Annotated in this window: 16 protein-coding genes; 11 read left to right on the top strand and 5 right to left on the bottom strand. The window is 70.4% G+C overall.

The window, feature by feature from the left end; translation table 11 throughout:
* Nucleotides 1-129: 129 nt before the first annotated feature.
* The 4 genes from PUT80_RS07245 to PUT80_RS07230 all read left to right on the top strand — a co-directional run bounded on the left by PUT80_RS07245 (nucleotide 130) and on the right by PUT80_RS07230 (nucleotide 4,550).
* Complete coding sequence (locus PUT80_RS07245) at nucleotides 130-1,809, top strand: DUF885 domain-containing protein (protein WP_238607643.1); 1,680 nt, start codon at nucleotides 130-132, stop codon at nucleotides 1,807-1,809.
* 51 nt (nucleotides 1,810-1,860) lie between these two features.
* Entirely contained in the window at nucleotides 1,861-2,361 is a 501-nt protein-coding gene (locus PUT80_RS07240; protein ID WP_134665868.1) for a GNAT family N-acetyltransferase, read from the top strand.
* A 203-nt stretch (nucleotides 2,362-2,564) separates the two neighbouring features.
* Nucleotides 2,565-3,461, top strand: a complete 897-nt coding sequence (locus PUT80_RS07235) for a DMT family transporter (protein WP_275291462.1) — start codon at nucleotides 2,565-2,567, stop codon at nucleotides 3,459-3,461.
* Between the two features lie 99 nt (nucleotides 3,462-3,560).
* Nucleotides 3,561-4,550 (top strand): DUF3558 family protein, encoded by a 990-nt coding sequence (locus PUT80_RS07230; protein ID WP_275291461.1) that lies wholly within the window; start codon nucleotides 3,561-3,563, stop codon nucleotides 4,548-4,550.
* A 92-nt stretch (nucleotides 4,551-4,642) separates the two neighbouring features.
* Here PUT80_RS07230 and PUT80_RS07225 read toward each other — a convergent pair whose 3' ends face one another.
* Together PUT80_RS07225 and PUT80_RS07220 are read right to left on the bottom strand one after the other, a co-directional pair.
* A complete protein-coding gene (locus tag PUT80_RS07225) occupies nucleotides 4,643-5,218 on the bottom strand; it encodes a GNAT family N-acetyltransferase (RefSeq protein ID WP_037809718.1) in 576 nt (191 codons plus the stop codon).
* The gene (locus PUT80_RS07220) at nucleotides 5,215-5,739 is read right to left on the bottom strand and encodes a YbaK/EbsC family protein (RefSeq protein WP_275291460.1); all 525 of its coding nucleotides are present in this window, start codon (nucleotides 5,737-5,739) and stop codon (nucleotides 5,215-5,217) included. Before PUT80_RS07220 ends, PUT80_RS07225 begins: the two co-directional genes overlap by 4 nt.
* 735 nt (nucleotides 5,740-6,474) lie before the next feature.
* Here PUT80_RS07220 and PUT80_RS07215 point away from each other — a divergent pair.
* From PUT80_RS07215 to PUT80_RS46270, 4 genes are all read left to right on the top strand, one after another.
* Nucleotides 6,475-7,293 (top strand): SAV_6107 family HEPN domain-containing protein, encoded by an 819-nt coding sequence (locus PUT80_RS07215; protein WP_275291458.1) that lies wholly within the window; start codon nucleotides 6,475-6,477, stop codon nucleotides 7,291-7,293.
* On the top strand, nucleotides 7,283-8,047 hold the full coding sequence (locus PUT80_RS07210) for a maleylpyruvate isomerase N-terminal domain-containing protein (RefSeq protein WP_275291457.1): 765 nt from the start codon (nucleotides 7,283-7,285) through the stop codon (nucleotides 8,045-8,047). Before PUT80_RS07215 ends, PUT80_RS07210 begins: the two co-directional genes overlap by 11 nt.
* A 169-nt stretch (nucleotides 8,048-8,216) precedes the next feature.
* Complete coding sequence (locus PUT80_RS07205; RefSeq protein WP_275291456.1) at nucleotides 8,217-8,933, top strand: VOC family protein; 717 nt, start codon at nucleotides 8,217-8,219, stop codon at nucleotides 8,931-8,933.
* Between the two features lie 104 nt (nucleotides 8,934-9,037).
* A complete protein-coding gene (locus PUT80_RS46270; RefSeq protein WP_343076871.1) occupies nucleotides 9,038-10,906 on the top strand; it encodes a GNAT family N-acetyltransferase in 1,869 nt (622 codons plus the stop codon).
* On the opposite strand, the gene def is transcribed toward PUT80_RS46270, so the two are convergent.
* The 3 genes from def to PUT80_RS07185 form a co-directional block, all read right to left on the bottom strand.
* Nucleotides 10,839-11,339 (bottom strand): peptide deformylase, encoded by a 501-nt coding sequence (gene def, locus PUT80_RS07195; RefSeq protein WP_037809726.1) that lies wholly within the window; start codon nucleotides 11,337-11,339, stop codon nucleotides 10,839-10,841. The genes PUT80_RS46270 and def overlap by 68 nt on opposite strands.
* 160 nt (nucleotides 11,340-11,499) lie before the next feature.
* A complete protein-coding gene (locus PUT80_RS07190) occupies nucleotides 11,500-16,158 on the bottom strand; it encodes an ATP-dependent helicase (RefSeq protein ID WP_275291563.1) in 4,659 nt (1,552 codons plus the stop codon).
* Between the two features lie 81 nt (nucleotides 16,159-16,239).
* Nucleotides 16,240-17,445 (bottom strand): hypothetical protein, encoded by a 1,206-nt coding sequence (locus PUT80_RS07185; protein ID WP_275291455.1) that lies wholly within the window; start codon nucleotides 17,443-17,445, stop codon nucleotides 16,240-16,242.
* Nucleotides 17,446-17,586: 141 nt separating this feature from the next.
* Here PUT80_RS07185 and PUT80_RS07180 point away from each other — a divergent pair, with 141 nt between their 5' ends.
* The 3 genes from PUT80_RS07180 to recA all read left to right on the top strand — a co-directional run bounded on the left by PUT80_RS07180 (nucleotide 17,587) and on the right by recA (nucleotide 20,936).
* On the top strand, nucleotides 17,587-19,416 hold the full coding sequence (locus PUT80_RS07180) for an Hsp70 family protein (RefSeq protein WP_037809731.1): 1,830 nt from the start codon (nucleotides 17,587-17,589) through the stop codon (nucleotides 19,414-19,416).
* Nucleotides 19,417-19,450: 34 nt separating this feature from the next.
* Nucleotides 19,451-19,645 carry a DUF3046 domain-containing protein gene (locus PUT80_RS07175; protein ID WP_037809733.1) on the top strand — a complete coding sequence of 65 codons (195 nt, stop codon included), beginning with the start codon at nucleotides 19,451-19,453 and terminating at the stop codon, nucleotides 19,643-19,645.
* Between the two features lie 247 nt (nucleotides 19,646-19,892).
* A complete protein-coding gene (recA, locus tag PUT80_RS07170; RefSeq protein ID WP_037809735.1) occupies nucleotides 19,893-20,936 on the top strand; it encodes a recombinase RecA in 1,044 nt (347 codons plus the stop codon).
* The last annotated feature ends 79 nt before the right edge of the window (nucleotides 20,937-21,015 follow it).

Genomic DNA, 21,015 nt, shown 5'->3' with positions numbered 1-21,015 from the left:
GCAGGCCGACCCCCACCCGGCACGTAACCGTTGCTGCGAAGCCATTAGGCCGTGACTGTGGTCGGATTAGTAACGATCGGCACAGTACTCCGTGGGCTGGGGGCGCCTCCGGCCGGTAGCGTGCCGGACATGGCTTCCACCGAACAGAGCGTTCCGGAGATCTGCGACCGGTACGTCGACGATTACGTGGCCGTGGACCCGGTCGCGGCCACCATGCTCGGCGTCGCGGGCTACGACGACCAGCTGACCGACTATTCGCCCGCGGGCCACGACGCCCGCGCGGACCTGGCGCGGCGCGCGCTGGCCGCGGTGAACGCCGCGGAACCGGCGGACGCGGGGGAGCGGGTCGCGAAGGCCGTGTTCACCGAGCGGATCGGCCTCGAGCTGGAGATCCACGACGCGGGTCTCGACGCGGCCTCGCTCAACGTGATCGAGAGCCCGGTGCAGGGCCTGCGGATGGTCTTCGACCTGATGCCGACCGACACCCCGGACGACTGGGCGAACGTCGCGGCCCGGCTGCCGAAGGTGCCCGAGGCGCTGGCCGGGGTCCGCGCGGCGCTGCTGGCCTCGGCCGACAAGGGGCGGGTTTCCGCGCTGCGGCAGGTCTCGAAGGTCGCCGAGCAGTGCGAGACGTGGGCCGGGCTCAAGGACGGCCCCGGTTTCTTCGCCAGCATGGTCGCCGACGCGGGCGTCGATTCCCTGAAGTCCGACCTGGCCGCGGGCGCGCGGGCCGCGGACGAGGCGTTCGCGGAGTTCGCCGGATTCCTGCGCGCCGAACTGGCCCCGAAGGCCCCGGTCAAGGACGCCGTCGGCGAGGACACCTACCGGCTGTGGTCGCGCTACTTCATCGGCGCGGAGCTGGACCTGCGCGAGGCCTACGAGTGGGGCTGGCACGAATTCTCGCGGCTGGAAACGGAAATGCGCGCGGTCGCGAACCGCATCAAGCCCGGCTCGACGCCCGCGGAAGCCGCGGCGGTGCTCGACGCCGACGCGCGCTACCGCATCCAGGGCCGCCCGCAGTTCGAGGCGTGGATGCAGCAGCTGTCCGACGACGCGCTGAAGTCGTTGCGCGGCAAGCACTTCGACATCCCGGACCGGCTGATGGCGCTGGAGTGCAAGATCGCCCCGCCCGGCGGCGGCGTCGGCGCGTACTACACCGGGCCGAGCGAGGACTTCAGCCGTCCCGGCCGGATGTGGTGGTCGCTTCCCGCCGACCGCAACGACTTCACGACCTGGCGCGAGGTGTCGACGGTCTACCACGAGGGCGTCCCCGGCCACCACCTGCAGATCGCGACGGCGGTCAACCAGGCCGAGACGCTCACGAAGTACCAGCGGCTGATGACGTTCATCTCGGCGCACGGCGAGGGCTGGGCGCTGTACGCGGAACGCCTCATGGAGGAACTGGGCTACCTCTCCGACGACGGCAACCTGCTCGGCATGCTGTCCGAGCAGCTGTTCCGCGCCGCCCGCGTCGTGGTCGACCTCGGCATGCACCTGGAGCTGGAAATCCCGGCGGGCACCGGATTCCACGAGGGTTCGCGCTGGACGCCGGACCTGGGCCTGGAGTTCATGCTCACCCGCACGATCACCGACCAGGCGCACATCCGCGACGAGATCGACCGCTACCTCGGCTGGCCGGGCCAGGCCCCCTCGTACAAGCTCGGCGAACGCCTGTGGCTCGCCGCGCGCGACGACGCCCGGGCGCGGCAGGGTGCGGCGTTCGACATCAAGCAGTTCCACACCAAGGCCCTGCAGATGGGCGGCATGGGACTGGACACCCTGCGCGAGCAGCTGGCGCAACTGGACTGAGACTGCTTTCCCGGGCCGGTGTTCCCGCACCGGCCCGGGTGTCTTTCCCCCATGGTTACCGCTCAGCTCATCGAAACGGCCCGGCTGGACCTCCTGCCGCTTTCCGTCTCGCACGCCGAGGAGATGGCCGTCGTGCTGTCGGATCCGGCCCTGCACACCTACATCGGCGGCGCTCCGGATTCCTTGGCCGCCCTCCGCTCGCGCTACCAGCGGATGACCGCGGGCTCGCCCGATCCGGCGGTGTCCTGGCTGAACTGGGTGATCCGGCCGCGCGATTCCGGCCTGGCGGGCACTGTCCAGGCGACGGTCAGCGGCTCGGTCGCCGAAATCGCTTGGGTGGTCGGCACTCCGTGGCAGGGCCGGGGCATCGCCACCGAAGCCGCGCGCGGGCTTGTCGCGTGGCTCGACCGGCAGCCGGTGGACGCGATCGTCGCCCACATCCACCCGGAGAACCGGGCCTCCGCCGCGGTCGCCGCCGCCGTCGGGCTCACGGCCACCGACGAGCGGCAGGACGGCGAGATCCGCTGGCGCCGCACGCCACAAACCCGTTGATCGGCTCCCCGGCCTCTGGTTAAGCTCCCGCCCGTGCAGTGGCTCCTCGTCGTCATCCCACCACCAGCCTCCTGAGCGGGGCAGTTTTCGCCGCGTGCGCCCGAACCGGGCCCGCGGCTACCGGATGATGTCCTGAACCGGCCGGCACACGCTGCCCCGCGTCGTCGATTTCCGATTCCTTCGACGCAGGAGCCCACTTCCGAATGTCTATTGCCGTACCTTCGCGCGCCCGCTCGTCGGCCGCCCTAGTCGTCGCCGGCGTGCTCTGGGGAACCGGCGGCCTGTCCGGGTCGCTTCTCGGCCAGCAAGCCGGCCTGCACCCGCTGGCCGTCGCCGCCTACCGCCTGCTCATCGGCGGCGCCGCGAGCGCCGCCTTCGTCGCTCTCACCGGCGGACTTCGCCTTCCCGCCAAGGAAACCTGGCGTCGTCTCCTCCTTGTCGGCGCGCTCTTCGCACTTTTCCAAACCAGCTACTTCGCTGCCGTCGCGCTCAGTTCGGTCAGCGTCGCGACCATGACCACGATCGGTGCCGCACCCGTGGTGCTCACGGTGGTCTCCGCGGTGCAGCACCGCCGCGCACCGCGGTTGTGGACGCTGGCGTCCGTCGGCGGTTCTGTCGCGGGGCTGGTGCTGTTGCGGTGGTCGCCGGAGGCCGTGACGTCACCCGCCCGACTGGTCGGCGGCCTAGCCTTCGCGCTGCTAGCGGCGACCGGTTTCGCCGTGCTGACGCTCGTCACAGCGGAGCCCGTCGCCGGCCTGGAACCGTTGGCTACCACGGCATTCGGCTGCCTGACCGGCGGTTTGCTGCTGACCCCCGCCGCGTTGTGGTTCGGCATGAGCCTGCCCGCCCACGCCGACGTGCTGCTGCTGGCCGGGTACTTCGGCGTTGTCCCGACAGCCGTCGCGTACGCCGCGTACTTCCGCGGCCTCGGCGGTGCCCACCCAGTGCTGGGCGCGCTGTCCGCGCTGCTGGAACCGCTTACCGGGACCGTGCTTTCGGTCATTTTCCTGCACGAACGGCTGAGTGCGTTCGCGTGGGGCGGTGCGGTGCTGCTCGTCGCGGCGCTCGCGGTCGGCTACTGGCGGCCGGAGCCCCGATGACGACGCCCGCGCGCGGTCGGTTGCGCAACTTTCACGGACTGTCCGCATTCTTGGAGATTTCGCCACGAACAGGTGACGGATTCCGCTACGGTGCCGCCTATGTTCGCCGAAAACCGAATATTCCGGACATCGGCGCTGGTCACGGGGGCGGCACTACTCGCCCTGCTCGCGGGCTGCGGCGGTGGCTCGGCCGCGGGCACCGCTCCGCCTGCCAGCACGAAACCCCCGATCACCGACCCCGCGGTACAGGCGGCGGCCCTGCGGACCGTGGATCCGTGCGCGCTGCTGGACGCCAAGACTCTCGGCGGCGTCGGCACTCCGGACCAGTCGAGCCTTTCGTCGTCAGAATGGGGCGAGTGCAGCGTCAACGTCAAGGACTCCGGCGGCAAGACCGTCGAACTGGTGCTGCGCGTCGGCGACCAGCTGATCATGTCGAAGGACCCGGTCGGGAAGCTCGAAGGCCTGCCGCTGGTCGTCGACGACGACAAGCCCGGGTCGTGCTGGGTCTCGGTCGTGACGTCGTTCGAACAGTCGCTGGGGATCACCTTCCAGACCAAGGCCCCGGGCGGCGACGCCTGCGCGCCCGGCCGCGCGGCGCTGACCAAGGTCGTGCAGGCCCTGCACAGCGCTCCTCCGCAGTACAAGCAGGCACCCGGTTCCGTGCTGACCACCGACCCGTGCGCGGTGGCCGGCAAGCAGGCCGTGGAGACCGCGTTGGGGCAGAAGTCCTTTGTGGAGCCCAAGAGCCTGCACGAATGCGACTTCTGGTCCGGCGACGACACCCACTACCCGCAGGTATCGGTGCACCTCTACCAGGGCCTGCCCGCCGACGCCGAGGACGGCCAGCCCGCCGACCTTGGCAATGGCGTCACGGCCATCCAGAAAAAGGACGAGGACAGCAGCGTAGTCAGCTGCGACGCGACCTGGCGCAAGATCGAAACCCCGAAGGACGACGAAGCGCACGGGTACGGCGAGATCGTCTCCGTGGAGTTCAGCGGCGAGCCCACCAGCGGACTCGACTCCGCCACCGCCTGCACGAAGGCGGTCGCCGTGGCCAAGACAGTGGCACCGTCGCTGGGCCACGCCTGATCATTCGCGCATCGCGCGGGCCTTCTGGGGGCCGGTTAATGCGGTAGGCGAGCGCGCCGTGCGCCCGGTCCGACATCGGGCGCGCGGCGGTCCTACTGCGTTTCGAGCGGCAGCGCCCGCCCGAGAATCGCGAACGGCCGCGGGTCGCCGGTGAACTGGTAGTCGCGCAGAACGTCGACGAACCCCATGCGCCGGTACAGCTTCCACGCCCGGCTGGTGCCCTCCGGGGTGGAGAGCAGGACGTTCGCGCTGGGCACGCCGTCGAGCAGCCGGCGCAGCAGGTCCTCGCCGATCTGCTTGCCCTGGTTCTCCGGGCGCACGTGGATCTCGGTGAGCTCGAAGTAGTCCGTCAGCCAGCGTTCGGCTTCCGCCGTTCCGGAGCGGCGGGTGAGACCGTGCCGGACCTGCTCGTGCCACCACTGCCCGGCGCGGCCCTTGTAGCCGTACGCGATGCCGAGCAGGACGCCGTTGTCGTCGAGGGCGGCCATGCAGCGCCAGCCCTCGCGCAACGCGTGCGTGAGCCACATCGGCGCGCGCTGCTCGGCCGTGCCCTCGGGGTAGCGCATGGCGTTCACGTAGATCGCCAGCGCTTCCGGCAGCCGGGACCGGAACTCGTCGGCGGAGAGCTGCACGTACCGGGAGCACCCGGAGGAGGACATCGCGGTCACAGTCGACCATCCTCCCCTTCGCTCGCGAGATCGCCGGGGGTGCCCCCGGTGAGGGTGACGAGTTCGTCGAACGTCGTCGGGAAGACCGATTTCGGATGCCCCGCCGCGGCCCACACCTCGGAGTACCCGCGCAACGCCGTGTCCACGAGCGTCACGAGCCTCTCCGGATGCCCGACCGGCGCGACGCCCCCGATCGGCTGCCCCGTGTGCTCCCGGACGAACGCCGCGTCCGCCTTGCCGGCTTCGGCGACCCCGGCGAGTTCCGCCAGCCGGGACTCTTCGGCCCGATGCGCCCCCGAGGTGAGGGCAAGCACCGCGACCTCGGCCCCGTCAGCCGCGCGGCCCCGGAAGACCAAACTGTTCGCGATAGCGCCGACCGGTACCCCGAGCGCCTCCGCGGCCTGCGCGGCAGTGCGCACTTCAGCGGGCAGCACCCGCACTCCGGCAGCGGCAGCGTGCAGCCCGGCCTCGCCCAGTGCGGCGGTGACCTTGGCGACAGCGGGATGGTCGTGGGTGCTCACCCGGTTATGAGACCACGCCAGTGCAGCCGTGTCCCGCACCACGTGCCCGGATTCCACCGGCGGGGTTGAGCGGACTCGCCGGCGCGGCTACTCTGGAAACAGATCGAACAGACGTTCGATACCCGGTGGGAACGCACCGGCCGGTCCCGGGGTGGGGGAAGCACCTCGGGCCTCCGGCCGGCCCACCCGAGCAGGAGGAGGGTCGCCATGTCCGTCTCGGTCGTGTCCCCCGCGGACCGTGCCCCCGAGGCACACCGACCTGGCGCGGTGGGCGAACAGCTGACGTTCGGCGCGCCGGTGGAACGGCCAGGTGCTGCTGGTGCTGCTGCGGAGGGTGCTGCTGGTGTCTCCGAGGGCAGCGCTGCTCAGGTGTCGCGTTCGGGCGCTGGTTCCGCTGGTTCGGTTCCGTCGCCTGCTTCGGTGACTGGCTCTGCTCAGCCCGGGCTCGATCTTTGGCTCGCGTCGGAGAACGAGCCTGCTCCTTCGGCGGCTGGCCCCGCCCGGTCCGCTGCTTCGGAAACTGGCCCCGGCCTGACCCCCGCGCCGGGAAGCGACTCTGCGGCGTCGTCCGTTTCGGTGAGCGACTCTGGCCGGTCTGGTGTTCCAGGGGCCGAGTCTGGCTTGCCGTCCGCGTCGTCTCTTTCGTCGTCCGATTTCGACGAGCCTGCTGCTCCGGCGGCTGGCCCGGGCCTGACGCCCGCGCCGGGAAGCGACTCTGCGGCGTCGTCCGCTTCGGTGACCGACGCTGGCCAGCGTGGTGTTCCAGCGGCCGAGTCCGGTCTGCCGCCCGCCTCGTCCCCTTCGCCGTCCGGTTCCGACGAACCCGCTTCGGCGGCTGGTCCCGCTCAGCCCGCTTCCGCGGAGCCGAGCCTCGACTCGCCGTCCGAGCCAGCGTCGTCCGTAGCCAACCCCACCGCTCCGGCAACCACCCCCGCGCTGCCCTTCGCGTCGGAAAACACCTCGGCCCCCGATCCCGAACGCCCCTCATCCCTCAAACCGACCGTGCACCACGTCCCCGAAAACACCGTGCCCAGCGCCCCGCCCCCGAGGCAGGTCGTCCACCGCACCCGGGCCGCGGTCCGGCCCTCCGCCGAGCCGTCCGCCCGCCGCTCCGGCGGCAAGGTCCAGCCGCAACTTCCGCTGTCCCTGCGTCCGCCGGCCCCGCCCGAGGCGGTCACCCTTCTCGCCCAGGCCAACCGCGGACTCGACCACGCGGACAACGAACGCGACCCAGCCGAACGCTTCATCGGCGCCTACCTGGCCTCCCTGCGCGGCGCGGGGGCGGTGCTCGCCGTCCGCGGTCGTCCGCGCCGGGGTCGGGGCCGTCCGGCCAGCGGCTGGGTGCTGCTCGACGCCGTCGCCCCCGAACTGCGCGAATGGTCAGCGTTCTTCGCCGACCACTCGGAAACCCGAGCCGCCGCCGAAGCCGGCATCAGCGGTCGCGTCACCGCCGAACTGGCCGAGAGTCTGCTGCAGGCAACCGCCCAGTTCCTCGAACTGGTCCGCCGGGTCGTGCACGGCCTGCCGATGTCCGGGGAAGCCCATGTGGCGTGAACTCGGCACGGTCGACCACGGCCGGCTGCTCGAGGCGTTCTCCGCGGAGGCGCACCTGCTGGGGGAGGTGGCGCACTCGGCGTCACCCGATTCGCCGGTGCCCACCGCCCCCGGCTGGACGTTGAACGAGCTGCTCAAACACGTCGGCTCCGTCTACTGGCAGGTCCTCGGCTGGATCCGCGAAGGCCGCCGCCCCGAGCCATGGCGCGAGCCCCTGCCCGGCCAGCCCGTGGTCGACTTCTACTCCGTCGCCCGTACCGAACTCGAAGTCGAATTGGCCAACCACGACCCGGCCACCCGGACCGCCACTTGGTGGTCCGCCGACCCGACCCACGGTTTCTGGCGCCGCCGCATGCTCCACGAGACCCTCGTGCACCGAGTGGACGCCGAAAACGCAGCCGGAATCGGCGATTCGACAGTGCCCGACGACCTGGCCGCCGACGGCGTCGACGAGGCCCTCACTCTCTACTTTGGACACAAGCTCACCACCATGGGCATCTCGGGAACCCGAAACGGCACAGTGGGTTTCCACACCGGCGGCCACAGCTGGATCGCGAGAGCAGGCCCCGGCGAAACGGAGGCCTGGCGCTGCTCTCCCCGAGAAGCCGACGCCGCGGACGCGATCGTCACCGGCTCGCCCGCGAACGTGTACCTCTGGCTGTGGGGAAGAGTCCCGGTGACCATGGTCCACACCGACGGAGACCACGAGCTGTCCGCCCAAACCTGGGCCCTGCTGCGACTGGCCACCAGATAGCGTTCGAGAACCGAAAGCGGGGAAGCTTCCCGGTTCTGCGCTGTTTCCTCGACCACCGTGGCGATCCGGCTGTGCCGGCAAGCGTGATACCCCCGCGCTTGCCGGCACGGTTCTTTCACCGACCCCGCGACCCGCCGTTTTTGTCGGCCCTGCCCGCTACCGTGGCGACATGGCAACACGTCTGGCCAACCTGGTCATCGCCGCCGAAGAACCAGCACGCCTGGCCCGCTTCTGGTCCGACCTCCTAGGCTGGCAACTCACCGCGAAATCCCCAGCGGAGGCAGAAATCCAGCCCCCGCCCGACGACGGCTGCGACCTCACCCTGGTCTTCGCCGCGACCTCCCGCCCTAAGACCACCAAAAACCGGCTCCACCTGGACCTCTCCAGCACCTCCGGCGAGAACCAGCGCGAAACAGTCTCCCGAGCCGTTTCTTCAGGAGCACGCCCGATCGACATCGGCCAGCGCAACGTCCCGTGGATCGTTCTGGCCGACCCCGAAGACAACGAGTTCTGCGTACTCGAACCCCGCGAGGACTACGCCAATTCCGGTGCCATCGCAGCGATCGTCGTCGACGCACAAGACCCCGCGCGCCTGGCCCGCTTCTGGTCCCCGCTCACCGCGTGGCCGATCGCCGCCGACGAGCCCGCCATCACCACCCTGCGCAACCCCACCGGCCGCGGCCCCACTCTCGAATTCCTGCGCGTGAACACCCCGAAACACGGCAAAAACCGCCTCCATCTAGACCTGTCCGGCGACGACCCAGCTGAAACCGACCGCATCCAAGCCGCCGGAGCTCGCCTAATCGGTACCACTCAGCCCAACGCCCCTCAGGTCGACTTCACCGACCCGGAAGACAACGAATTCCGCCTCCTGTTCCCAAGCTGACCCGCGCCATTGTTTCCCGCAGATCACGCATTCCCGGCCACCCTCTGACAGACCCGAAACACCACAAGACGCCCCCGGTTACGTACGTCGGCGACGGTACGTCCATGGACACGCCCTCCACCCCCCGCAGCCTCCTCGCGAACACAATCCCCGCGCACCCGTCAAACCACCGCCACCCCAACGAAAACCTCGCGCCAACCCAAGCCTGGCGAGTACGCGTCCGCTCCGACGCCCACCCCGGCACCCTGGCCCGCTTCGCAATCCGCCTGGCCGACCTCGAATGCAGCATCCTCGGCCTGACCAGACACCCAGCCCCCGGCGGCGTCCTGGACGAATTCGTCCTGCGCCCAGCAGCAGGCTTGCCCCAGCACCTCCTGATAGACGCCCTCCGCGACGAAGGCGGCGATTGCCTGGGGATGACCGAAACCACCATCCCGGACGTCCGCGCCTCAGCTGCCACCACGCTCGCCGCCGAGGATCCGATCGCCGACGCCGCCCGGGAACTCCTCACCCCCATCGCGGAATCACCGTCCCCTGAATTGCCGACAACCGCTGGCATCCGGAAACTCCCTGCCCCGGCGACACGCCTCAAGCCTTCTTCTCCGCCATTCGATGCCCCAGCAACTGTTGATACGGAGACCCGCGCCGCGAAGGGGCCACTCGACGCTCCGGCAGTTTCTGATCGACAGGCAACTTCTAGAGCTGAGGTCGGAAGATCCGATGCTCCGGTGGCACGCGTTGAGCCGTCTTCAGGGCCACTCCACGCACCGGCAGCGACTGATCGAGAGGCAACCTCCGACACTCGGCTACGCGGTGCTCAGGCGGCATCTGCGTCCCGCACCGGTGGGAAGCCGCCCACCGAGGCTTCCGCGCGCGAACTCCGCGCTCCTTCAGTCCCGACGGCCATAGATCAAGAAACTGCTTCTGCACTCGATGCCGGAGCACGCCGTGTTCCGGCGGCCACTGCGCTTCCCGTCGCGGGCGAGCTGTGCATCGGGGCCGACGCTCGGGAATTGTCCACTCCGGCAGCAACTTCCAGCACCGCCGACGACACGGCGGTCACCGAAGCAATTGCCAATGCCGTCGGGCGAGCGACGATTGCCGAAACTACCGTTCGCGGACTTCGCGATTCAGCCGCGACAGCGCTCGTCGCCGCTCGGCGGGCGATCGTTGATCCGGATTGCCGCGCTCCGATGTTGCGGATGGTGCTGTCCGCGGATCTTGTGACGCTCGTGCCCATGAGCGAGGCCAACCCTGGGCGCACCGAAGGCGGCCACCGGGCGGTATTCGCCTTTGGGGAAGGGCAGGCGTTTGTCGCCCGGCGGCGATGGGTGGCATTCGCTGAACCCGAACTTACCCAGGCCGCGGCCTTCCTGGAACTGCTCGCCGCGGCAGAGCAGAATCTGGCCGGTCCGGCGGTGCTCGACCGTCCGGACGGGGCGGCGATTGTTCTGCGCCTCGGTACTCCGCGCGACACCGACGCGATCGGTGCGGTGCATCTTCGCTGCTCGGCGAAGACGTTGTTCAACCGCTACCACACAGGGCTGCGCACGGTTCCCCGGAAATGGCTGCACCGCTTGCTCATGCCACCGCGCGGAACCAGCTTGCTCGCGGTGTGCGGCCGGGACGTGATCGGGTTCGGTCAGCTGATTTCCCAGCGCGACGGTACTGCCGAGGTATCGCTTCTCGTCGAGGATGCCTGGCAGCGCCAGGGAATCGGCACGGCGTTGCTCGCTCGGCTGGTCGCCCTCGCCGGAGCCGACGGGATCACGGAACTGACTGCGGTCCGTCTTTCGGGCAACGACGCGATGGCCCGGACCGCTGTTCGCGCCGGACTGCGGGTCGAAACCAGTCCGGACGACGGCACGGTGCTGCGGCTCGTCGCCGACCGGACGCCGCGGACGGTCAGCGGTTCCAGAACCAGTCTTTGCCCCGCGCCTCGCGCAGCGCCTGCTTCTTCCGGTCGGGAGTGAGCCGGTCGAGGTAGAGCTTGCCGTCGAGGTGGTCGGTTTCGTGCTGGAGACACTGGGCCAGCACGTCGACGCCCTCGACCTCGATCGGCTCGTTGCGCAGGTCGACGCCGCGCACCACGGCGTGCTTCGCGCGGACCGTCGGGAACCACAGTTCCGGCACCGACAGGCAGCCCTCGCCGATTTCGTGCGTTTCCTCGGACAGGTGGGCGATCTCCGGGTTGATGACGTACCCGGTCAGCCCGCCGACGTCGTAGCTGAACACCCGCAGCCCGACCCCGATCTGCGGCGCGGCGAGCCCTGCCCGGCCCTCCGGCTGCACGCTGTCGAGGAGGTCCTTCACCAGCGCCTCGATCTTGCTGTCGAACGTGGTCACCGGGTCGCACACGGACTTGAGCACCGGGTCACCGAAGTAGCGCAACTCGCGCATCGCCATGATCGAACGTCCTTTTGTCCACCGAGGGGCCACGAGAAGTCTAGTGACACCACCTGCTTCGCCGACGCGGGTCCACTAGGCAAGCCCGACGGCACCGCCCGCACGGCGGAACCACAGGCCGCACCCGCTCGCGTATCGGCCGAGCAGCACGGGGCAAGGATCAAGCTCTCAAACGGAGTCCCTTCGGCGTCGCGCGGAAGCCGGCTTCCTGCAGGATTTCGGCTAGCTCCGAGGTCAGCGCGTGTTCTCCGTCCGCGCGCTGGACGGCCAACTGACCCAGCCAGCCTTCCCGAACCGCGGTCGACAACGCGGCCGCGGCGGCTTGCAGTGAGCTGCGTTCCTCGGTGAAGCTCAGCAACGAGCGGCCGCCGCGTTCGACGTACAGGGCTGGGATTCCGTCGACCAGCACCGCCAGCGCTCCGGCTTTGCGCGCCGGGCGGTGTTTCGTGTCGCCTGTCGCGGCAGGCCAGGACAGAGCCGCGCCGTACGGCTGTGCTGGATCCGCGGCGGCGAGCACTACGGCACGCGCGTTGTCGTTTCGGGCCGCCGAGGCGGGCGCGGTGCTGGAGAGCGCCCGCAGCCGATCGACCGCGCCCTTCGCGGCGAACTGTGCGGCACCGAGACCTTCGACGACATAGCCGCGGATGACCTGCCCGGTGTCTTCCATGCCGCGCAACACCTTGTAGATCCCAGAAAACCCGCCGGTGACCCGTTCGGTGTCGAGCGCGCCTCGGGTGAGCACGCCGTGCCGTTCCAGGAATGCCTCGGTGCGGGCATGTGCGCGTCGCGTCGGGTCGGCTTCGCGAGGCGGGGTCAGCGCCCAACGGCCGGCCGCGGTCGGCGGCCCGGTGCGCGACGGCATCGCCGGACGGCCGGCGCGCATGCGGGCGTAGCGGCCGCGTGGCGCTTGCCGCCGGGGTTTGTGCGCGCCGTGCCCGGCGACCTGCGCGCGCAGCGGCGCGAGCGTGTCGCCGGTGACCAGCCCGGCCCACACCAGATCCCACAGCGCGGCCACCACGGCACCGTCGTCCGGCGACTGCTCCAGACCCGGCGTGACCCGGTCGACGAGCTGGCGGAAGAACAACGCTCCGCTTTCCAGCGCCGTCACGATGGCGTCGTGCAGCGGACTCGTCGGCGGATTCTCCTCGACCTCGGGCAGCAGCAGATCCGCGACGTCCGACGGAGCGAGCGCCAGCCACCCGTCCCCGCCGGAGAGCGAACCACAGCCTGCCCACGTGACCTCGCCCGCGGTGGTGAGTTCGTCGAGCAGCGCGGGGGAGTAGCCCGGCAACCGGCTCGGCAGGATCAGCGATTCGACCGCGCTCGCCGGCAACGGCGCACCGGCAAGCTGTTCGACCACTGACAGCACGTCGTCGGCCGTCGGCGCGGACCGCAGCCGCGCGCCGATTCCGTGCCACGAGGGCAAGAACCGGCCCAGCGCCGCCGGCTCCACGGGCTCGACCTCTGCCCGCAGCCGGGCGAGCGACGCGCGCCGCAACCGCCGCAGCACGGCCGCGTCGCAGTATTCGACGCCCACGCCATGAGTTTCCGGATGTCCGACCGGACTCAGCTCGCCGCGGACCAGCCTGCCTTCACCGGTGAGCCGGTCGAGCACACCGGTGACGACCGCTGAACCCAACCCGAACCGATCCGCGGCGGCCGTCGCGGAGAACGGGCCGCGGGTCCGCGCGTAGCGGCCGAGCAGGTCGCCCAGCGGATCCGCCACCGGCTCGGTGAACGCCTCCGGCACGCCGACCGGAAGCGCGACGCCCAGCGCGTCCCGCACCCGTCCGGCGTCCTCGATGGCCAGATACCGCTCCTCGCCGCCGATGCGCACCTGGATCGCCCGCCGTGCCGAGGCGAGTTCTTCCAGCCACTCCGGCTGAATCCCGCGTTCCGCGGCTTCGGCGACGGACAGATCGCCGAGGAACCGCAGCAGGTCGGCCGCGTCCTCTGCCGACCGGGCGTGCCTGTCTGGTTCGAGCCGCTGCAACGACCGTTCGACCTCGGCCACGGCCTCCGGATCGAGCAGCTCGCGAATCGCTTCCGTGCCCAGCAATTCGGCCAGCAGCGCGGAATCCAGCGAAAGCGCAGCGGCTCGTCGTTCGGCCAGCGGAGCGTCCGTCTCGTACAGGAACATCCCGACGTACCCGAACAACAGGCTTCGGGCGAACGGCGACGCGGCAGGCGTCTCCACCTCGACCAGCCGCACCTTGCGCGCCCGGACGTCCGACATCAGCTCCCGCAGTCCGCCGACGTCGTAGACGTCCTGCAGAACCTCGCGCATCGCCTCCAGCACAACCGGGAACCGCTCGTACTTCGCCGCCACCGACAACAGTTGCGACGCCCGTTGCCGTTGCTGCCACAACGGTGTGCGCCGCCGCGGATCCCGGCGCGGCAGCAAGAGCGAGCGTGCCGCGCACTCCCGGAACCGCGCCGCGAAGACCGCCGAGCCGCCGACCTCCGCCACGATCAGCTGCTCGACCTCCTCCGGATCCAGCAGGACGTCGTCTGCGGTGATGGTGACCTCGCCGCCGTCGGCGTCGAGCGCGTCGGGCAGCCGCAGCACGATGCCGTCGTCGGAGTGCGCCACCTGGGCGTCGACGCCGCGGTTTTCCCGCAGCCGGGCGGCGATCGCGAGCGCCCACGGAGCGTTCACCTGCGCGCCGAACGGCGAGTGCAGCACGATCCGCCAGTCGCCCAGTTCGTCGCGGTAGCGCTCGAGCAGGATGACGCGGTCGTTGGGCACGTGCCGGGTCGCCGACTTCTGTTCTTCCAGATACGCCAGCAGGTTGTCGCAGGCGCGCTGGTCGAGCCCGGCCGCGGCGGCCCGGTCCCGCGCCGTCGCGGTGTCCGAAGTGGACAGTTCGCGGACGAACGCGCCGAGCGCCCGCCCCAGTTCCAGCGGGCGTCCGGCGGCGTCGCCCTTCCAGAACGGCATCCGGGCGGGCTGGCCCGGGGCGGGCACGACGATCACCCGGTCATGGGTGATGTCGGTGATCCGCCACGACGAGGTGCCGAGCAGGATCGTGTCGCCGACCCGCGATTCGTACACCATCTCCTCGTCGAACTCGCCCACACGCGAGCCGGGTTTGCCCTCGTCGCCCGGCGTCATCACGGTGAACAGGCCGCGGTCGGGGATCGTGCCGCCGGACGTGACCGCCAGCCGCTGCGAACCCGGCCGCCCGCGCAGTTCGCCGCCGACCCGGTCCCACGTGATGCGCGCCCGCAGCTCGCCGAACTCCTCGCTCGGGTAGCGGCCGGCGAGCATGTCGAGCACCGCGTGCAGCGCGTCGTCCGGCAGCGAGCTGAACGGTGCAGCCCGCCGGACGAGCGCCGCCAGCTCCCGCACCGTCCACGGTTCGAGCGCCACCATCGCGACGACGTGCTGGGCCAGCACGTCGAGCGGGTTGCGCGGGTACCGCACCGCCTCGATCGCCCCGGTCGCCATCCGTTCCGCGACGACGGCGCACGACACCAGATCGCCGCGGAACTTCGGGAACATCACGCCGGACGACACCGCGCCGACCTGATGCCCGGCCCGGCCGACGCGCTGCAGCCCGGACGCCACCGTGGGCGGAGCCTCGATCTGCACGACCAGGTCCACCGCGCCCATGTCGATGCCGAGTTCGAGCGACGACGTGGCCACCACGCACGGCAGCCGCCCGGACTTCAGTTCTTCTTCGACATGGGTGCGCTGCTCGCGGGACATCGACCCGTGGTGCGCTCGCGCGATGACCGGCTCCGCACCCGTCGTGACGCCGGACTGCCCGACCGCCTCCGCCGGGAACGCATCGCTCCGGGACAGACCGGTCTGCTCGGAGGCGAGTTCGTTGAGCCGCGCGGTGAGCCGTTCGGTGAGCCGCCGCGAGTTGCCGAACACGATGGTAGAGCGGTGCGCGCGGATCAGCTCCAGCACCCGTTCCTCGACCGCGGGCCAGATCGACGGCCGCTGCACCGCCGCGCCGGCCACTTCTTCCTGGGTGCCGATCCCACCCTCCGACGGCAACTGCGACAGCGACGTGAGGTCGTCGAGCCGCTCCAGCGGCGAAGGCGCTGGGCCGTCGAGGTTCGCCATGTCCTCGACGGGCACCTCCACCCGCACCTGGATCGTCTTCGCGAGCTTCGGCTGCACGACCGTGACCGGACGGCCGCCGGCGAGGAACGCGCTGACCTCGTCGACCGGCCGCACGGTGGCCGACAATCCGATGCGCTGAGCCGGTTTGGGCAGCAGCGCGTCGAGCCGTTCCAGCGACAACGCCAGGTGCGCGCCGCGTTTGCCGCCCGCGACGGCGTGCACCTCGTCGACGATGACCGTCTCGACGCCCTTCAGCGATTCCCGCGCCGAGGACGTGAGGATGAGAAACAGCGACTCCGGCGTGGTGACCAGCACGTCCGGCGGGGTTTTCCCGAACGACCGGCGCTCCGCCGCCGTGGTGTCGCCGGTGCGCATGCCGACCTCGATCTCCGGCACGGGCAGGCCGAGCCGGTGCGCGGCCTGGGAGATGCCCGCCAGCGGCGCGCGCAGGTTGCGCTGCACGTCGACCGCCAGCGCCTTCAGCGGCGAGACGTACAGGATCCGGCACCGCTCGCGCGGGTTCGCCGGCGGCGGTTCCGCCGCCAGCCGGTCGAGTGCCCACAGGAACGCGGACAGCGTCTTGCCGGACCCGGTGGGCGCCACGACCAGGGCGTGCTGCCCGGCGTGTGCGGCCCGCCAGGCCCCTTCCTGCGCGGCCGTCGGGGCGGCGAAGGCTCCGGCGAACCAGGTGCTGGTCGCCGGGGAGAAGAGGTCGAGGACGTCGTTTGCCACGGGATCCATCATGCGCGGCGCCCCCGACAATTTCCGGGGCCCCGGCAGCGAACCCCGTGCCGGATCCCCTCGTGTGGGTGACCGATCGGCTTAGATCGCGTACTTCCACACGGTCAGCGAATAAGCCGAATACCAGGCCCCGACCAGCACGAACACGGTTGCCGCGGCGATCATCGTGGACTTCTTGCGCCCGGCCAGCCCCATCGCGACGGGCAGCAGGAGCGCGAAGTCGGGGAGGACGAACCTCGACTTCAGGGCAGGCAGCCCGGCACTGCAGAGGACCAGCACCAGGACACCCACCGCGTACGCGGCCAGCGGCCACGGCATCCGGCGGCCGGTGACGCAGACGACCGCGAGCGCGATCGCCGCGACCATCACCAGCACGACGAGCGTTTCCCACGCGTTGCCCGAGGTGAAAAGCGTCTGCGTGATCCACTGCCAGGCTTCGGCCCCGGCGTCGAAACGCGTGTTCCAGCCGCGCAGCTCCACGTCCTGCCAGCCGGTCACACTGCCGGTTTGCACCGCGACGAACAGCCAGTACCCGAGCAGGCCGAGCGGCGCGACGAAGACGCACACGAGCGCGTTCCACCGCTGTCTGTTCCGCCACACGTCGACGGCCGCGGCGACCACCACGACCGCGACCAGCACGCACGCGGTTGAGCGGGTGAGCCCGGCGAACAGCGTCGCGGTCGCGGCGAGATACCACCTGCGTTCGAGCACACCGACCAGCGCCCACGCGGCGAGCGCGGTGAAAAGCGCCTCGGTCATCACCATGCTCTCGGCGATCGCCATCGGCGCGGCGCCCCACAACACCGCGAGCAGCAACCCCGCCCGCTGGCTGTGGACGAGCCGGCCGATCCGGTACATCGCCGTCGCCGCCGCGATTCCGGCGAGCGTCGACACCAGGAGGCCCGCTCCGTAGTACGTCACCCCGGGCAGCTTCTCGAACAGCCCGGTCAGCGCCGGATACAACGGGAAGTAGCCGTACGACGCGTCAGGATACGGCAGCCCGGCGGCGTCGAGCGGATTGCTCACGCCGGTGTAGCTGTGCTCCGCGATCTGCAGGTACCACCAGCCGTCCCAGGCCTTGAGCCGCTCGCCGAACGGCAGGTCCCGGGGCGCGGCCATCGCCGCGAGCGCGCCGAGACCGACCAGCCGCACCACGAGGTACAGCACCGTCGCGTGCAGGTAGCCGGAGCGGCTCCATCTGCCCGCCGCGACCCGCAACGAGCGCGCCGGACCGTCCGCTGCCCGTTCGAACTGCTCCCGGCGGGTCTTGTCCACTAGCTCTGTCATTGCCTCCCCGTCCTCGGAAGACGAGACGTTCCGTTGTTCCCCGGGGTTGCGCGCGTCGCGAGTTTCGCGGGTCCGCACGCACGGTGACCGGGCACGTGGCAGCATCTCCGCCAGCGCTGCTTGAGTCGAGGGGAAATTACTGTGCGGATCCTGTCGGTGGACCTCGGGACGTCCAACACCGTTGCCGTCCTTTCCGCGCACGGCAGGCCGCCACGCGTCGTCGAGGTCGACGGGTCGGCCAACATGCCCTCCGCGGTGTTCGCCGGGGAAGACGGCACGCTCATGGTCGGCCGGGACGCCGAACGTCGTGCGCGGCTCGACCCGACACGGTTCGAGCCCAACCCTAAACGGCGCATCGACGAGCAGACGCTGCTGCTCGGCACAGACGTCGTGCCGGTCAACGAAGCGCTCGCCGCGATCCTGCGCCGGGTGCTCGACGAGACCACGCGCCAGCTCGGCGGCGAACAGCCGGACGAGGTCCGGCTCACCCACCCCGCGCAGTGGGGTCCGGTGCGCCGCAACGTGCTGCTGAGCGCGGCGCGGCTCGCGGGCGTCCGCGGAAACGTCATCCTCGTGCCGGAGCCCGTCGCGGCCGCGGCGCACTTCGCGTCGTTCCCTGAGCGCGCGTTGGCTCCAGGGCAGGCTCTCGCGGTGTACGACCTCGGCGCGGGCACGTTCGACGTCGCAGTCGTCGGCGCGAACCAGAACGGCTACACAGTGCTCGCCGAGGACGGTCTGCCCGACCTCGGCGGCCTCGACGTCGACCAGGCGCTGATGGTCCACGTAGGACGTGAGGTGTCCCACTCGGACCCGCAGCGTTGGCAACGGCTGCTTCGCCCCGAGTCCACTGCGGACCGGCGTACGCGACGCGCGCTGCAAGAAGACGTGAAGGCCGCGAAGGAGGCACTGTCTCGGCATCCGCAGACAGAGGTGCCGATGCCGGAGCCGTTCAAGGACGTGCTCGTCACGCGCGGAGAGCTCGAAGGCTTGGTCCGTCCGGCAATGCTGCGCAGCGTGGAGCTGCTTTCGCGGACACTTCGTTCGGCTGGGCTGACCTCGGAGCGTCTCGCCGGCATCTACCTCGTCGGCGGTTCGAGCCGGTTGCCGCTGGTCGGGTCGATGATCGCGGAGAAGCTCGGCGTCGTCCCCACGAGTCTTGACCAGCCCGAGACGGCCGTCGCCCTGGGTGCACAGCACGTCGCTAAAGACGGACTGTCGATGCGTACGCAGAACGTCGAGGGCCAGGTGGCGTCAGGTGCGCCGTACGCGCCGCCTGCCGCGCCCCAGGGCGGCTACCCGGCGTACTCGCCGACGCAGCCACAGCAGATGCCGCCGTTCCAGCCTTCGCCAGCACCGTCCAACTTCCCGACGTACACGCCCGCTAAGCCGGAGAAGAAGAGCCGCACCAAGCTGTGGATCGGCATCGCGGCAGCTGTGGTGGTCGTGCTCGCCGCGGGGTTGACCGTGTTCCTGACAACACAGGGTTCGTCAGTGAAGACGTACACCGCCGACGAGTGCCGTACGCCGGGGCAAGCCGACTCGTCCGGACTGACCGGCTGCATGCGTCAGCTCGCCGGCAAGGTCGCTGACAACGGCGGCTGTGCTCCCGGCATGGGCAACGGCCCCGCCGCGCCGGCGAAGAGCCTCGGGACCGCGTCGACGTGCGCCGCGCCGGGGCGCGCGGGCACTCAGGTGACGTACGTGCAGGGACAGTCGGCAGCGGAGCTGAAGCAGTACACCGACGGACTGCTCTCCTCCGCGGGCGGCGACCGCACCGAAGCGGACTGGAAGGGCAACGCGCTCGAAGGGCACTACGCGGCGGCGGCCGGGCAGTCGTCGGCGGTCCTCGTGTTCACCGTGAAGGACCGGCCCCTCGTCGGGTTCCTCTACCAGGTGAATTCCGGCGGGCAGGCGGCCACGCCGGGCGCGCTGGCCGACTACTTCGAGCAGAACGTCCAGCCGGGGGAGTGATCCCCGCCGGAGCGGGAAAGCTAGCATTCGCCTGATGCGTATCACGGTGTTCCGACGGCTGATGGCCGACGAGTTCGGGTCCGGACGCGCCGAGATGCTCGCCAAGGACCACGTGTTCAGCGGGCTCGGCGGGCGCACGGTCGAAGAGGCGCTGAGCGCGGGAACGCCGGCCAAAGAGATCTGGCGAGCGGTCTGCGTCGAGTTCGAGGTGCCGCCGGAACGGCGCTGACCTGCGAGTTCCGGGTCCGGACGCGGGGGAGGGCGAAAACCTCGGCGGATGGGCGTGTCGCTGTAAACCTCGAACACCTGTTCGTCTATGGTGTTGTGCACAACGGGGCCAGCGATCCACAGATCAGTCGCCGCGCCTGGAATTGTCGGTCCCTCCCCGTAGCGTCGGACCGGACAGAGCTTGGACCCCGGACAAGCTTGATCTGGACAACCGAACACACAGGCCCCAACCAGCGAGGTGGACTTCCATGCCAGCAGCACCCGACAAGGACAAGGCGCTCGAACTCGCCCTTGCGCAGATCGACAAGCAGTACGGCAAGGGCTCGGTGATGCGCCTCGGCGAGGACAACCGCCCGCCCGTCTCCGTCATCCCCACCGGCGCGATCGCCCTCGACGTCGCGCTCGGCATCGGCGGCCTGCCGCGCGGCCGGGTCATCGAGGTCTACGGCCCGGAATCCTCCGGCAAGACCACGGTCGCCCTGCACGCGGTGGCCAACGCGCAGCGCAACGGCGGCATCGCGGCGTTCATCGACGCGGAGCACGCGCTGGACCCGGAGTACGCCAGGAAGCTCGGCGTGGACACCGACGCGTTGCTCGTCTCCCAGCCGGACACCGGCGAGCAGGCGCTGGAGATCGCGGACATGCTGATCCGCTCCGGCGCGCTCGACATCCTGGTCATCGACTCCGTGGCCGCGCTCGTGCCGCGCGCCGAGATCGAGGGCGAGATGGGCGACTCGCACGTCGGCCTCCAGGCTCGCCTGATGAGCCAGGCGCTGCGCAAGATGACCGGTGCGATGAACAACTCCGGCACCACGGCGATCTTCATCAACCAGTTGCGCGAGAAGATCGGCGTCATGTTCGGCTCGCCGGAGACCACCACGGGCGGCAAGGCGCTGAAGTTCTACGCCTCGGTCCGCCTCGACGTCCGCCGCATCGAAACGCTCAAGGACGGCGGCGAGCCGGTCGGCAACCGCACCCGCGTCAAGGTCGTCAAGAACAAGATGGCCCCGCCCTTCAAGCAGGCCGAGTTCGACATCCTCTACGGCGTGGGCGTCTCCCGCGAGGGCTCGCTCATCGACATGGGCGTCGACCAGGGCATTCTGCGCAAGTCGGGTGCCTGGTACACGTACGAGGGCGACCAGCTCGGCCAGGGCAAGGAGAACGCGCGGAAGTTCCTGCGCGACAACCCGGACATCGCCAACGAGATCGAGAAGCGCATCAAGGAGAAGCTCAACATCGGTCCGCAGGTCGATGCCGAAGCCGAGGCAGCGCCCGCGCCGGTCGACTTCTGATCCGGGGAGGGGAGGGGATCGGCAGGTTCCCTCCCCGGTGCTCGGGCCGCGCACCGGTCCGCCGCTGAAACCGGGGACC

Source organism: Amycolatopsis sp. La24 (assembly GCF_029087445.1).
Classification (GTDB): Bacteria; Actinomycetota; Actinomycetes; order Mycobacteriales; family Pseudonocardiaceae; genus Amycolatopsis; species Amycolatopsis nivea.
This window is presented reverse-complemented; position numbering and strand designations above follow the sequence as displayed.